Source organism: Mucilaginibacter sp. (assembly GCF_028288105.1).
GTDB lineage: Bacteria > Bacteroidota > Bacteroidia > Sphingobacteriales > Sphingobacteriaceae > Mucilaginibacter.
The window spans coordinates 1-12,866 of sequence record NZ_JAQBOI010000170.1; the positions used below are offsets into that span (position 1 = coordinate 1).

Sequence of the window (12,866 nt, forward strand, 5' to 3'; positions counted from 1 at the left end):
GCAAAAATGATAGGTACATGGGCGTTTATCTTTCTTATCTCTTTCCCTAGTGTAAAGCCATCCTTTTTGGGCATCATTACATCCAGTATTAACAGGTCGTAATTTTGTTTGGTAAAAGCACGCAGGCCTTCGTCGCCGTCTTTGCAAAGCACAACATCGAATTTCCCTTTTAGCTGCAGGTAATCCTGCAATAGCAAGCCAAGGTTCGGGTCGTCTTCTACGAGTAATATTTTTTTCATGATAGGTTATACAACAGGAAATTTCAATTCAAACTCCGAGCCCTTTTCTCTTTCAGATTTAACGCTTATAGTGCCGTCTAACCTTTTAACAATAGTATTCACGTAGCTTAGCCCCAGCCCAAAACCTTTAACATCGTGCAGGTTACCGGTTGGTATACGGTAAAACTGTTCAAATATTTTGGCTTGCTGATCGCGGTTCATGCCTATTCCTTTATCGGCAACCCGTATTAATATGTGCCCATTTTTATTTAACGTACTAATTGCAATATCAGGTGCATCGGTACTGTATTTTATAGCATTATCTATCAGGTTGAACATTACATTGCTAAAATGCAGCTCATCGGCAATAATAACAGCCCGTTCTGCATCAAGGTTAACCGTGGTAACCGCGTTACACTTTTGCATTTTTAACTGCACGCTATCCAGCACAATGGTTATCATTTCGTTTACATCAAGCGGCTTTTTATCCAGCTTAAAATCATCTTTCTCTATACGGGCAATATTCAGTACCCTTTCAATATGGCTGCCCAACCTCACGTTCTCTTCATAAATAACATTTGCCAGGCGGGCTACACGGGTTTTATCCTGGGCTATTTCATTATCCTTTAAAGCCTCGCTGGCTATCATTATGGTTGATACCGGGGTTTTAAACTCGTGGGTCATGTTATTAATGAAGTCTATCTTCATTTCAGAAATTTTCTTTTGCCTAAGGATAGAGAAAATGGTATAACCGAAACAAAATACCAGCACAAATAACAAACCGGCCGTTGTACCCATGGTAGCCGTCATGTTGCCCAAAATAAAGGAGTTTTTTTGCGGAAAGGATATTTTGATCTTGCCCGGATCATTGATCAGTTCGTTGCTAAAGATAGCTTTTTGATAGGTATAGGCCGGGATAAATTCGGGCTTAACGCCTTTTGTATCCATAGCGCTCGAAAATATAAGCGAATCGCTGTTGGCGGTACTTACCTCATAACTAAAGGGCAAAGATATCCCACGGTTATGCAGCTCGAATCGCAATAACGAATCTATCCAAAAGGCATTCAAGCGCTTATTAAGTGGCTCGTTAGATTTCCGGTACTCCTCGGCCAAGTTTTCAATTACGTTTGGCTTTTGAGCGTTATGCGGAGCATTCTCTAATGAGTCGGTCACCAGCCATTTTTTTACCTGCTTAAACTGCCTTTCTTTTTGAAGGCTTTCCTGGTGCTTTACCCACTCGGGGTTAAGATTACGGACAGACATAACCTGCGGACCAAATTGCGGGTCAACGTATGTGTATCGCAGCGTATCGTATTTATGCAGTTTTTGTTTAACAGGCGGCCGGGCAGGCATCTTTACAAACTCGGGGATAAAACGCCCATGCACCTCACCAAATTCATCGGTATATTGTTCAATGCGAATGCGCAGGTTAAGCGAACCTTGTTGTATCATTCCGTTAATGTCATCATCCATCTTTTTATGCAGGATCATGCGCTTTAAACTATCGCGCAGCATAGCCAGTTTACGTTCGCGTTTGGTTTGTTTTTTCTTGATAACCAGGGCATCGCCAATAATGCTTTTGCTGCCGTTAATGCTTATTTCGCTCTTTTTGTCAAATGTTTCAGCATCCTTAAACTTATGCGTTTCTCTTGTTTTAGCGTTTAAAAAGTTAAGTGCATCCTGCTTGGTAACTTTTGCCACAACATTGTTCAATGCCTCGTTAACCGACCGGTTAAAAAGCTCGGACTGCATTTGGTACGATTGCCGCAAAAAATACAATTGCATAACAACCACACCCAAAAGTGCAAACCCCATTAAACCAATGATAAGCCCGATGCTTCTTCTTTTCATACCAACAACAAAAATATTTTAAATAATATGAGAATAGTTGCTTTTAACAATTTTTAACAATTTACCTTTAAGTTTTTAACATATTGATTAATAAGAGTTTTCTAAATTTGTTCTTCAAACTTAAATCAACGTACATAATGAAAAAGTTTATAAAGCCCGGCTTCGAGTTTATATTCTCGGTTAGCTTAATAGCCATATTAGGGCTGCCACCTTTGGTACTGGCACAAACACAAAAAAACATCGAAATAAAGATAGTTAATGGCGATACTACCATCAATGGTAAGGATATTAAAAAACTATCGGCGCAAGAGCGTAAAGATGCCCTTGCCGAAATGGATAACCTGCCGCAAACACCTATATATAACAACAACAGCGTTGTAACAAACCGCAAAATAGTTATTGAACGGCAAACTACCGGCAATGGTAAAAACAACCAAATAACTATTGAACGTAATATTGACAACGACGGCCCCGTTATTGCCGATTTTGATACTAAAGACAGCGCCCGCAAAGATGTTAGGGTACGTTTAAAAAGGCTTAAAGGCGCGGATAGCGTACAAGCCTTTACCTACCGCTTTGACACCGACTTATCAGATATGGGTATGAAAACGTTTAGCTTTAATATGCCGCGCCATAAACAAGGCTTTGAGTTCAGCAGCCGCAACAGCCAAACTTTTAACTACTCCAATACCGATAACGACGGCATAAACACCAATATCAGTTTCCGGGTATCTGAGCCATCAAAAGAAAAATTAAAGCGTATTGCCGGTACCGAAAAAGCCGAACTGGTATTGAATGACCTCAACCTTGTTCCGGAGTTTTCTACAGGTAAAACCACCCTGTCATTTAATTTGCCTGCAAAAACCATTGCCGATGTAAAATTTACCGATACCGATGGCAAAGTTTTATGGACAGACAAAACAACAGCCGGAATTTTCAGCAAAAAAATTAGCTTACCGCTAAATGGTGTTTATTACCTGCAAGTAAAGCAAGGTGTAAACACAGCGGTAAAAAAGATAATTAAGGAATAATCTTTCAGTTTGCAGTAGGAAGTTTGCAGTTAGCTTATATCGGCCACAAAAAAGCCCTTCTAAATATTTGGAAGGGCTTTTATATTTTTATAGCCTGCCTACTGCAAACTAAAAACTGCCAACTTTATTAAAACGGCAAATCGTCATCATCAGGTGCAGAACTGATATCAGCAGGGGCTGCATATTCTGGGGCAGAACTGCTGCCTGCAGCACCTAACATATTAACTTTCCATAATTGCAGAGAGTTGAAATAAGTTTTTTTACCTGCCTTATCTGTCCATGGACGGCCTCTCAGGTTAAAAAACACTTCAATATCATCGCCAACCTTAACATTGTCCAATAAATTGCAACGATCTTGTATAGCTTCGAACTTTAAATACTCGGGATATTGTGGGTTCTCGATGTATTCAAGTATTAATTCTCTCTTCTTTAGTGACTCGGTAACCTGTTGGGTTGCCGACACTTCGTGTACCTTACCTTTGACTTCCATAATTTCAGAAAATATTTAAAATGTAAAGTTAATAGTATGAAATTAAATAGCGGCGTATTTAATTCATAAATTCGCAAAATAATTATGCAAGTTTTCCACACTGAGAGTAAGATCATTATCACCTGCAACAAAAGGCTTTCGCCTTATTTGCAGCAAGAGGTTGAAGCATTAGGCTTTAAGCCCACACGCGTATTCCAAACCGGCGTTGAGCTTATGGGTACCGTTACCGATACCATAGCGCTAAACCTTAACCTGCGTTGCGCAAGCCAGGTACTTTATTTGCTAAAAAGCTTTACAGCTGCCGACCCAAAACAACTGTACGACGAACTTGTGCAGATTGAATGGGAAGAGTATATCGATTTTTCGGGCTACTTTTCGGTAACCTCAAATGTAAATAACGAACATATACTTACGCCGCTGTTTGCTAACGTTAAGGTAAAAGATGCCATTGTTGACAGGATAAAGGAGAAAAAAGGTATCCGCCCTAACTCTGGCGCCGATAACAATAAAACTGTTGTGAGCCTTTACTGGCAGGATGACAAAGCCGATATCTACATAGATACATCCGGCGAAACCTTAGCGAAACACAGCTATCGTAAAATACCGGGCAAAGCACCCATGCTGGAAGCTTTGGCTACATCAACCATTATGGCAACCAACTGGGACAGGAACAGCACATTTATAAACCCTATGTGTGGTTCCGGAACGCTGGCTATTGAGGCTGCTTTACTGGCTACAGATAAACACCCGGGCTTGTTTAGGATGAATTATGGCTTTATGCACATTATGGGTTACGACGAGCAGGAGTTTTTTGTTGAGCGCCGTAAATTGAAGGATAAGGCCAAGAAAGCGGTCGACTTTAAAATTATAGCAACAGATATTTCTGAAGACGCCGTAGATATTGCCCGCAAGAACGCAAATACCGCCGGTGTAGAACATTTAATAGAATTTTACGTTTGTGACTTTGAAGATACCGAAGTACCTGCCGAACCAGGCATTGTAATGTTTAACCCCGAGTATGGCGAACGTTTAGGCGTACACACCAAACTGGAGATAACTTACAAACGTGTTGGCGATTTTCTTAAAAAGAAATGTTTAGGCTACCGTGGTTATGTATTTACCGGCAACCCTGATCTGGCTAAAAAGATAGGTTTAAGGGCTGCCCGCAAAGTTGAATTTTACAATGGCAAATTAGATTGCCGCTTATTTGAATACGAGCTGTATGAAGGCAGCAAACGCGAACCAAAAGAAACAGAATGAAGAAACTGATCATATTTGCATTATTATTATCCTTCTCTTTTTATTGCAAGGCCCAGGAAGATCTGGCGTTCCCTTTTCAAGGCGGCAACCCCGTTATGACACGCTTTTTTAAAGATAGCCTTGTAGTGAGCCAGGATATTATTAGTAAAAAAGCCGCGGGAGTAGCGGTAATAAAATTCACGGCTGATATTAAAGGTAATATTCAAAAGCTGGTAATTTATTATGCCGATGATTACTTATTGACCATCCCTGTAATTGAAGCCCTTAAAAAATCGACTAAGAAATGGATCATCCCTAACAAGGAAAAATTCCATGATTTTATTATCCCATTCTCTATCAACTTTAATAACCCGGCTACAAGTGCGGCCGAGGTACAAAAGGCCGCCTATGAGTTTTATAAACGCCGCAGGCCAATTGTAGCAACAGACCAAATACCATTAAACGCAGCCACCTTACTGCCAACAGTTGTAATAAAATACGATATTCAATAATATTTCTATTCGTTTTAAGAATATATGGAACAATAAAGCCGGCTAATGCCGGCTTTATTGTTTACAAACAGGCCATTTTATAAGCGTTGCAAAGAAATTTTTTTACAATTTATAGACTGCACTCATCCAAAATTGAGCGTGAACAATAGTTTAGTGTAAAAAAATTACTTTTAAATTATTTTTTTTACATCCACGCCGCAAACAATATCGTAAGTATATCATTATCAATTGTAAAGAATTATAATAATATGCTTAATTATAGGGCTAAATCGGTTGCGGCAAATATCCGCAGCAAACGCATCGAATTAAATTATACGCAGGAATACCTTGCTGCAAAACTAAATATATCTCAAAATGCCTATAGTAAAATTGAATTGGGCTACACAAAAATAACGGTGGAGCGCCTTTTTCAGATCGCGGATATTTTAGAAACCAATATAATTGAATTGTTAAATATAGAAAAGGCCGAAGCCGCCTGACGACCTAAAAAACCCGGAGAATAATTTAGTATACCTGTTATATTTGCACCAAATCGCAGATATGGACAAGGCCGCTATAATTGAAAAAACCGTAATTTTTGTACAGGAAACCCTGAAGAATGCCGAAGGTGGGCACGATTGGTGGCATATACATCGCGTTTGGACTAATGCCAAACTAATAGCCCGTACCGAAGATTGCGACATGCTTATTGTTGAGCTTGCCGCGTTATTGCATGATATTGCCGATAGTAAATTTCATAATGGCGATGAAGAAATTGGCCCTGCTACCGCGGGTAAATTTTTAACAAGCATTAATTTAGATGGTGATACAACTACGCATGTGCAACAGATAATCAGGCATATGTCTTTCAAAGCCGGGTTTGATAAAGCAACCTTTCATTCAAAAGAATTAGCTATTGTACAAGATGCCGACCGACTGGATGCCATTGGCGCCATTGGTATTGCCCGCGCCTTTACTTACGGGGGATTTAAGGATAGGGAGATCTACAACCCCAACATTAAACCTAACCTTAACATGAGCAAGGAAGAATACAAAAACACAACCGCCCCTACTATTAATCACTTTTACGAAAAATTGCTGTTATTAAAGGATAAGATGAATACCCAAACAGGTAAACAGCTTGCCTTGCAACGCCATAACTTTATGGAAAGTTATTTAGAGCAATTTTATTCGGAGGTTCAATAAACTAAATATTTATCATCACGTTTTAAGAGCATGAAAAAAACTTTACTTTCATTAGCCATACTATTTACTACAGTTAAATTTGCTACCGCCCAGGATTCGCTTAAAAACCAGCGTTTTAATGTCCATTTCCAGCAAACGGTAATTACACAATATAAACCCGGCTTTAGCGCGCCTTATACGGGCAACAATAGTTTGCTTACCGGCGAAGAAACCCAAACATCATTAACAACTACGCTTTTTGGAGGTGCGCGTTTATGGAAAGGTATGGAGGCCTATTTTAACCCGGAAATGAGCGGGGGCTCGGGCCTAAGCAAAACTTTGGGTATTGCCGGGTTCCCAAATGGCGAAACTTTCCGCGTGGGCGGTGCCGAACCTAAAATATATATTGCCCGCCTGTATTTTACTCAGAATTTTGAATGGGGTAATGATAAAGAATACATTGAAGATGATGTAAACCAATTGGCCGGATGGAAAAGCAAACGTTATCTGAAAGTTACCGTTGGTAAATTTGGCATGGCCGATTTTTTTGATGGTAACGAATTTAGCCACGATGCCCGTTCGCAGTTTATGAACTGGAGCCTGATGGATAATGCCGCCTGGGATTACCCCGCCAATACCCGGGGTTATGTTTTTGGGGCGGTAGCAGAACTGGGGCAGCCAGATTGGGCATTGCGTTTTGGCGTTACCATGACCACCACATCTGCCAATGGCGCCATTTGGGATGAACGCATCAGCCATGCCAACACACAATCATTAGAGTACGAAAAACGATATACGCTTAGTGGGCACAAAGGTACTGTGCGGTTATTAGCTTTCAGGAACAATGGCAAAATGGGGGTTTATCGCGATGCTATAAATCAAAACCCTGCCGCGCCAGATGTAGATGCTACCCAGGCATACGGCAGGCATAAATATGGTTTTGGCATAAGCGCCGATCAATATTTAACAAATGATTTTGGCGTATTTGCAAAAGCGAGTTATAACGATGGCAAAACCGAAACCTGGGCTTTTACCGAAATTGACCGGTCGTTAAGTTTAGGCGCGGTGTTAAAAGGTACATCATGGAGCCGTAAGGATGATGAATTAGGATTGGCCTTTGTAGGCAACGGTATCTCAAAAGATCACAAGGATTACCTGGCAGCGGGTGGTTATGGCTTTATTATTGGCGATGGCCAACTCAACTACTCGCCCGAACTGATAGCCGAAGTATATTATAAACTGAATGCATATCAGCATAAGTTATGGCTCTCTCCCGATTACCAGTTTATAGCCAACCCGGCCTACAACCGCGACCGCGGGCCGGTAAATGTGTTCTCGCTAAGGGCACATGTAGAATTTTAATATCAGAAAAAGTAAATTGGTAATAAATTAAACCTCGCTTGGTAAAAAGCGTCATACCCAAACATGAAAAGAATTTTCACAGCTATAGCTTTATTAGTAATAAGTACGGGCGTATTTGCCCAGGTTAACAATAACATAACCCGGTCTAAAATATCTTTCGAGATAAAAAACCTGGGCATTAAAACCGGTGGCACCATTAGTGGCGTACAGGGAAGCATCGCCTTCGATCCTAATAAACTGGCAACCAACAAAATAGAAGCAATCGCCGATGCTAATACTATCAACACCGATAACAGCATGCGCGACGAGCACCTTAAAAATGAAGATTATTTTAATGCGGATACTTATCCTAAGATCACCCTATCGTCGGTTTCATTCAAAAAGAAAAGCAGCGAAAATTACACAGGCCAGTTTAATATCACCATAAAAGGAAAAACAAAACTTGTTGATGTGCCTTTTACTTACAGCGACTTAAACAACGGAGGCCTTTTTAAAGGCAGCTTTAAAATTAACCGTAAAGATTTTGGCGTAGGTGGCGGTAGCATGACCATGGGCGATGAGGTTACCATTAACTTTGAGGCCGAAGCAACAAAATAAGCTCCCCCCTCTCTGCGCTAAATGATAATAATTAATTAACACAGCAGTCTGCTTCTGTATTAATTATAACCATTTACAAATAGTAACTTTATGCTATGAAATTGCGCGTCCTAATTCTTATCAACGCTGCTGCGGTTGCCATTACACTATCGGCAGTAAACTACTACTTTCAGCATAAATGGTATGATATGATGATAACCTTCCTGGTTTCTTTTATCACCAGTTATATTGTTTTTTATTACCTCATAGAAAAGTATGTCTATTCTAAAATAAAGCTCATTTACAAGCTTATTCACAACCTTAAACTTGGCCGCGACCTTAGGGATGCCCTGGGCGAACATGTAAGCGCCGACCCTATTAATGACGTGGAGCACGAAGTACAGGAATGGGCCAGGCAAAAAAAGAGTGAAATTGATGAGCTGAAGAAACAGGAAAAATTTCGCAGAGATTTTTTGTCGAACATATCGCACGAGTTTAAAACACCGCTTTTTGCCATACAAGGTTATATCGAGGCCCTGCAGGATGATAGCTTTGAAGATAAAGAGCTTGCTAAGCAATTTTTGGAAAAAGCATCAAAAAACGTTGACCGTTTAAGTTACCTGATCCACGACCTGGATGAAATATCAAAGCTGGAATCGGGCGAGATACCTATTAACTACACCAAATTCAAAATAAACGATCTGATAAAAGAGGTTTTTGAATCGATGGAACTAAAAAGCAAACAGCACAATATTAAGTTAACGTTTAAACAAAAATACGACGATGGCATTTTTGTGAACGCCGACCGCGAAAAAATAAGACAGGTACTGGTTAACCTTATCGACAACTCCTTTAAGTATGGCAAAGATGGCGGTAACACATCTGTAAGCATATTTACCCTGCACGAACAAGTGCTTATTGAAGTTACTGATGATGGTATAGGTATCGAAGAAAAGTTCCTTCCACGCTTATTTGAGCGCTTTTACCGTACCGATACCAGCCGGTCAAGGCAAATTGGCGGGTCGGGTTTGGGCTTGGCCATTGTTAAGCATATTATAGAAGCGCACCAGCAAACTATTAACGTGCGCAGCACCGAAGGCTTGGGTTCTACCTTTGGCTTTACCCTGCAAATTGCCAAACAAACTTTACCATTCCCAAACATCCCAGTGTTAAAAAATTAACATTAACTTAACATTGCAACCGTACCTTTACCGAAATTTCATAGCAAGATGTCATTAAACAGTATATTCCAGTATTTTGTTCCTAAAGATAAGAAGACCTTTTTCCCGCTTTTTGAGCAGGCTGCAAGTAACGTTGTAAGCATGGCCACCATTTTGGTTGAAGCGGTTAACTCGGTTAACCCGGCCACACGCGAAGAACTTTTCAGACAGATAGATAAATTGGAGAACAAAGGTGACGAGCTTACCCACCAGATATATCTTGAACTTGGTAAAAACTTCATCACCCCTTTTGACCGTGAGGATATCCACGCGTTAGCTACCGCGATTGATGATGTTGCCGATTATATACACGGTGCAGCTAACCGCATGCTGCTTTACAGGATCGATGATTTTAATGAGCACATCCGTAAATTATCTGAACTGATATTACAGGCTGGTACTGATCTGGAAAAAGCTGTACGCGAGTTAAAAGACTTAAGAAACGTGCGTGCTATCGCTGATTCATGTATCCGCATTAACAGCGTTGAAAACCAGGCCGATTATGTTTTTGACCGTGCCGTTGCCGATCTTTTTCTGTACGAAACTGATGCTATACGCCTGATAAAATACAAAGAGATATTAGCTGCCCTTGAAACCGCTACAGATATGTGCGAAGATGCAGCCAATGTAATGGAATCAATATTAGTTAAAAACGCCTAAGCATAATCTTATATCATTTAAATGGTTACCACCCTACTTGTTGCTGTAGTTGCCCTGGCGCTTATTTTTGATTATACCAATGGCTTCCACGATGCCGCCAACTCTATAGCTACCATTGTATCAACCAAGGTATTAACGCCTTTCCAGGCGGTATTGCTTGCCGCTGTATTTAATTTTGCCGCTTACTTTTTTATTAAAGACCATAAAGTAGCCAACACGGTGGCTAAAACCGTTCACGAAGAATTTATTACCCTGCACGTGGTGTTGGCCGGCCTTATCGCCGCTATTACATGGAACTTAACTACCTGGTGGTTTGGCATCCCTTCCAGCTCCTCACACACGCTTATTGGCGGTTTTGCGGGCGCAGGTATCACCAACGCGCTTTTTATGGGCCAGCATGCAATGGCTGCCATTAACTCAACCTATATTTTTAAAATTGTTGCCTACATCGTACTGGCACCATTTATAGGTTTGTTTATCGCCTACTTTATTACCATCCTCATACTCCATATTTGTAAGCGGGCCAAGCCTGCCGTGGCAGAGCGTTGGTTTAAAAGGCTACAACTGGTATCGGCAGCGGCGTTAAGCTTTGCGCATGGTACTAATGACGCCCAAAAGGTAATGGGTATCTTATATGTAAGCTTAATAGCTGCAAAGGTTATTAATAGCGGTGCAGCAATGCCCGAGTGGATCCCATTGGCTTGTTATACCGCAATCGCATTAGGTACAATGTCTGGCGGGTGGAAGATCGTAAAAACAATGGGGTCAAAAATCACCAAAATTACACCGCTTGAAGGTGTAGCAGCCGAAACTGCAGGTGCCGTTACCCTGTTTATTACCGAGCATTTCGCTATCCCGGTTTCCACTACACACACTATTACCGGTTCCATTATAGGGGTTGGTTTAACAAAACGTGTTTCAGCAGTGCGCTGGGGCGTAACCGTAAACCTGTTGTGGGCATGGGTAATTACCATTCCTATTTCGGCCCTTATTGCCGGTTTAATGTTTATGTTGGTTAGGCATTGGTAATTCCAATGTTTACTGGCAGTATATTTGCTTACCTCGTTGCATGAAAAAAATACTTACACTTATCCCGTTCCTGTTTATTTTATTTTGCAGTTGCGATACGCTAAACCAGGTAGCACAAACTACCATACAGCAAAATGGCAACCCCACTACGCTGGATATTAATAACGGTTTAAAACAAGCGCTTGAACTGGCCACCGGTAAAAGCTCTGACCAGTTATCGGCCGTTAACGGTTTTTTTGGCAATGCAGCCGTAAAAATATTGTTCCCGCCCGAAGCGCAAAAAGTTGAAAAAACATTACGCAGCATAGGCCTTGGTAAATTAGCAGATAACGTAATATTATCACTTAACCGCGCTGCCGAAGATGCTGCCGTACAAGCCAAACCTATTTTCGTTAGCGCTATTAAGCAAATGACGCTTACTGATGTAACCAATATTTTATTGGGCAATCAGGATGCTGCCACGCAATACTTTAAACGCACCACTACCCTGCAACTATCAGCCAAATTTAAGCCTGTAGTACAAACCAGCTTAAATAAAGTAGGGGCCACAAAATATTATACCGATGCCGCGACCGCTTATAATAGAGTACCCTTTGTAACCAAGGTTAACACAGATATTAGTGACTACGTTACCCAAAAAGCAATTGATGGTTTATTTGTAGAGATAGCCCAGGAAGAACTAAACATTCGCCAAAACCTTGGTGCCCGCACCACACCGCTGTTGCAAAAGGTGTTTGGTTACTACGATAAAAATAAGAAGCAATAAATAAGCTGCTATAATATTAAAAAGGCGATGAGTTAACTCATCGCCTTTTTTGTTTCTTGTTACTTATGAAAATCTACCTTAACTTTTACTACCTCGGGTTTGCCATTGGTGTTGCCGGCCCAATTTGGCCCATCTTCTATTAAGTTGATGGCTTTATTATCTGCAGCGTGGTTAAGGCTTTTGGTTACGGTAATATTGGTAATGCTACCATTAGGGTTAACAGTGAATTTAACTTCCACTGTCCCCCCTTTATTATCCGGTGCAATGGCATTATTTTTTAGGTAATTTTTAAAACTGTTCCAGCCGGTTTTGGGGTGGGCATTTGTTTGTTTTGTACTATTAGCATGCGTAACCACTACTTCGCTAAGGGAGTTTGAACTGGCATCCAATTCAACCTTTAAGCTATCCGCGCCTTTTACATTTAATGTTTTGCTGTTATAACCTATATATCCAAAAGCCAACGTTTCATCCTTTTTAACATTGGGTAATGTAAATTTACCGTTCACATCGGTTTGTGTGGCAGCAGGTTTCCCCACTACCTTTACAGATACACCCGGTAACGGCGAACCATCTATACGGTTCAACACCACTCCTGATACCAGGTTAAGCGGCACACCTGCGCTCATTAAAGCAGATGGATTATTATCGCTCTGTTTACGGGGCTGCATTGTTGCGGCAACACCATCGGCTTTACTTTTTAATACAGACAATGACGATGACTTATCTTTATTTATGGCTACATAGCCGC

Annotated in this window: 15 protein-coding genes; 11 read left to right on the plus strand and 4 right to left on the minus strand. The window is 40.8% G+C overall.

What is annotated here, in order from left to right; genetic code table 11:
* Both JWQ85_RS11815 and JWQ85_RS11820 read right to left on the minus strand, forming a co-directional pair.
* On the minus strand, positions 1-239 hold a 239-nt coding region (locus JWQ85_RS11815; RefSeq protein ID WP_299468150.1), incomplete at its 3' end, for a response regulator.
* Between the two features lie 6 nt (positions 240-245).
* Complete coding sequence (locus JWQ85_RS11820) at positions 246-2,069, minus strand: HAMP domain-containing sensor histidine kinase (protein WP_299468152.1); 1,824 nt, start codon at positions 2,067-2,069, stop codon at positions 246-248.
* A 137-nt stretch (positions 2,070-2,206) separates the two neighbouring features.
* On the opposite strand from JWQ85_RS11820, the gene JWQ85_RS11825 reads away from it, so the two are divergent.
* Positions 2,207-3,100: a T9SS type A sorting domain-containing protein gene (locus JWQ85_RS11825; protein ID WP_299468154.1), complete on the plus strand. Its 894-nt coding sequence runs from the start codon at positions 2,207-2,209 to the stop codon at positions 3,098-3,100.
* A 127-nt stretch (positions 3,101-3,227) separates the two neighbouring features.
* On the opposite strand, the gene JWQ85_RS11830 is transcribed toward JWQ85_RS11825, so the two are convergent.
* Entirely contained in the window at positions 3,228-3,590 is a 363-nt protein-coding gene (locus JWQ85_RS11830) for a DUF3127 domain-containing protein (RefSeq protein ID WP_299468160.1), read from the minus strand.
* An 84-nt stretch (positions 3,591-3,674) separates the two neighbouring features.
* Here JWQ85_RS11830 and JWQ85_RS11835 point away from each other — a divergent pair, with 84 nt between their 5' ends.
* The 10 genes from JWQ85_RS11835 (at position 3,675) to JWQ85_RS11880 (ending at position 12,118) form a co-directional block, all read left to right on the plus strand.
* Positions 3,675-4,850 (plus strand): class I SAM-dependent RNA methyltransferase, encoded by a 1,176-nt coding sequence (locus JWQ85_RS11835; RefSeq protein WP_299468162.1) that lies wholly within the window; start codon positions 3,675-3,677, stop codon positions 4,848-4,850.
* Complete coding sequence (locus JWQ85_RS11840; protein WP_299468164.1) at positions 4,847-5,341, plus strand: hypothetical protein; 495 nt, start codon at positions 4,847-4,849, stop codon at positions 5,339-5,341. Before JWQ85_RS11835 ends, JWQ85_RS11840 begins: the two co-directional genes overlap by 4 nt.
* 248 nt (positions 5,342-5,589) lie before the next feature.
* Complete coding sequence (locus JWQ85_RS11845) at positions 5,590-5,820, plus strand: helix-turn-helix domain-containing protein (protein ID WP_299468166.1); 231 nt, start codon at positions 5,590-5,592, stop codon at positions 5,818-5,820.
* Between the two features lie 61 nt (positions 5,821-5,881).
* A complete protein-coding gene (locus JWQ85_RS11850) occupies positions 5,882-6,526 on the plus strand; it encodes an HD domain-containing protein (RefSeq protein WP_299468181.1) in 645 nt (214 codons plus the stop codon).
* Between the two features lie 30 nt (positions 6,527-6,556).
* Positions 6,557-7,867: a carbohydrate porin gene (locus tag JWQ85_RS11855; protein WP_299468168.1), complete on the plus strand. Its 1,311-nt coding sequence runs from the start codon at positions 6,557-6,559 to the stop codon at positions 7,865-7,867.
* A 63-nt stretch (positions 7,868-7,930) separates the two neighbouring features.
* Positions 7,931-8,464, plus strand: a complete 534-nt coding sequence (locus JWQ85_RS11860; RefSeq protein WP_299468170.1) for a YceI family protein — start codon at positions 7,931-7,933, stop codon at positions 8,462-8,464.
* 95 nt (positions 8,465-8,559) lie between these two features.
* Positions 8,560-9,624, plus strand: a complete 1,065-nt coding sequence (locus tag JWQ85_RS11865) for an ATP-binding protein (RefSeq protein ID WP_299468172.1) — start codon at positions 8,560-8,562, stop codon at positions 9,622-9,624.
* 48 nt (positions 9,625-9,672) lie between these two features.
* On the plus strand, positions 9,673-10,323 hold the full coding sequence (locus JWQ85_RS11870; RefSeq protein ID WP_256540716.1) for a DUF47 domain-containing protein: 651 nt from the start codon (positions 9,673-9,675) through the stop codon (positions 10,321-10,323).
* Between the two features lie 21 nt (positions 10,324-10,344).
* Entirely contained in the window at positions 10,345-11,352 is a 1,008-nt protein-coding gene (locus JWQ85_RS11875; RefSeq protein WP_299468175.1) for an inorganic phosphate transporter, read from the plus strand.
* A 40-nt stretch (positions 11,353-11,392) separates the two neighbouring features.
* Positions 11,393-12,118 (plus strand): DUF4197 domain-containing protein, encoded by a 726-nt coding sequence (locus JWQ85_RS11880; RefSeq protein ID WP_299468177.1) that lies wholly within the window; start codon positions 11,393-11,395, stop codon positions 12,116-12,118.
* 59 nt (positions 12,119-12,177) lie between these two features.
* Here JWQ85_RS11880 and JWQ85_RS11885 read toward each other — a convergent pair.
* The coding region (locus JWQ85_RS11885; RefSeq protein WP_299468179.1) for a TonB family protein at positions 12,178-12,866 on the minus strand (689 nt) is incomplete at its 5' end.

Coding starts and splice junctions, on each gene's coding strand:
- JWQ85_RS11845 (WP_299468166.1), top strand. CDS start 5,590: ATGCTTAATTATAGGGCTAAATCGGTTGCGGCAAATATCCGCAGCAAA.
- JWQ85_RS11840 (WP_299468164.1), top strand. CDS start 4,847: ATGAAGAAACTGATCATATTTGCATTATTATTATCCTTCTCTTTTTAT.
- JWQ85_RS11830 (WP_299468160.1), bottom strand. CDS start 3,590: ATGGAAGTCAAAGGTAAGGTACACGAAGTGTCGGCAACCCAACAGGTT.
- JWQ85_RS11870 (WP_256540716.1), top strand. CDS start 9,673: ATGTCATTAAACAGTATATTCCAGTATTTTGTTCCTAAAGATAAGAAG.
- JWQ85_RS11850 (WP_299468181.1), top strand. CDS start 5,882: ATGGACAAGGCCGCTATAATTGAAAAAACCGTAATTTTTGTACAGGAA.
- JWQ85_RS11865 (WP_299468172.1), top strand. CDS start 8,560: ATGAAATTGCGCGTCCTAATTCTTATCAACGCTGCTGCGGTTGCCATT.
- JWQ85_RS11860 (WP_299468170.1), top strand. CDS start 7,931: ATGAAAAGAATTTTCACAGCTATAGCTTTATTAGTAATAAGTACGGGC.
- JWQ85_RS11880 (WP_299468177.1), top strand. CDS start 11,393: ATGAAAAAAATACTTACACTTATCCCGTTCCTGTTTATTTTATTTTGC.
- JWQ85_RS11825 (WP_299468154.1), top strand. CDS start 2,207: ATGAAAAAGTTTATAAAGCCCGGCTTCGAGTTTATATTCTCGGTTAGC.
- JWQ85_RS11820 (WP_299468152.1), bottom strand. CDS start 2,069: ATGAAAAGAAGAAGCATCGGGCTTATCATTGGTTTAATGGGGTTTGCA.
- JWQ85_RS11855 (WP_299468168.1), top strand. CDS start 6,557: ATGAAAAAAACTTTACTTTCATTAGCCATACTATTTACTACAGTTAAA.
- JWQ85_RS11875 (WP_299468175.1), top strand. CDS start 10,345: ATGGTTACCACCCTACTTGTTGCTGTAGTTGCCCTGGCGCTTATTTTT.
- JWQ85_RS11835 (WP_299468162.1), top strand. CDS start 3,675: ATGCAAGTTTTCCACACTGAGAGTAAGATCATTATCACCTGCAACAAA.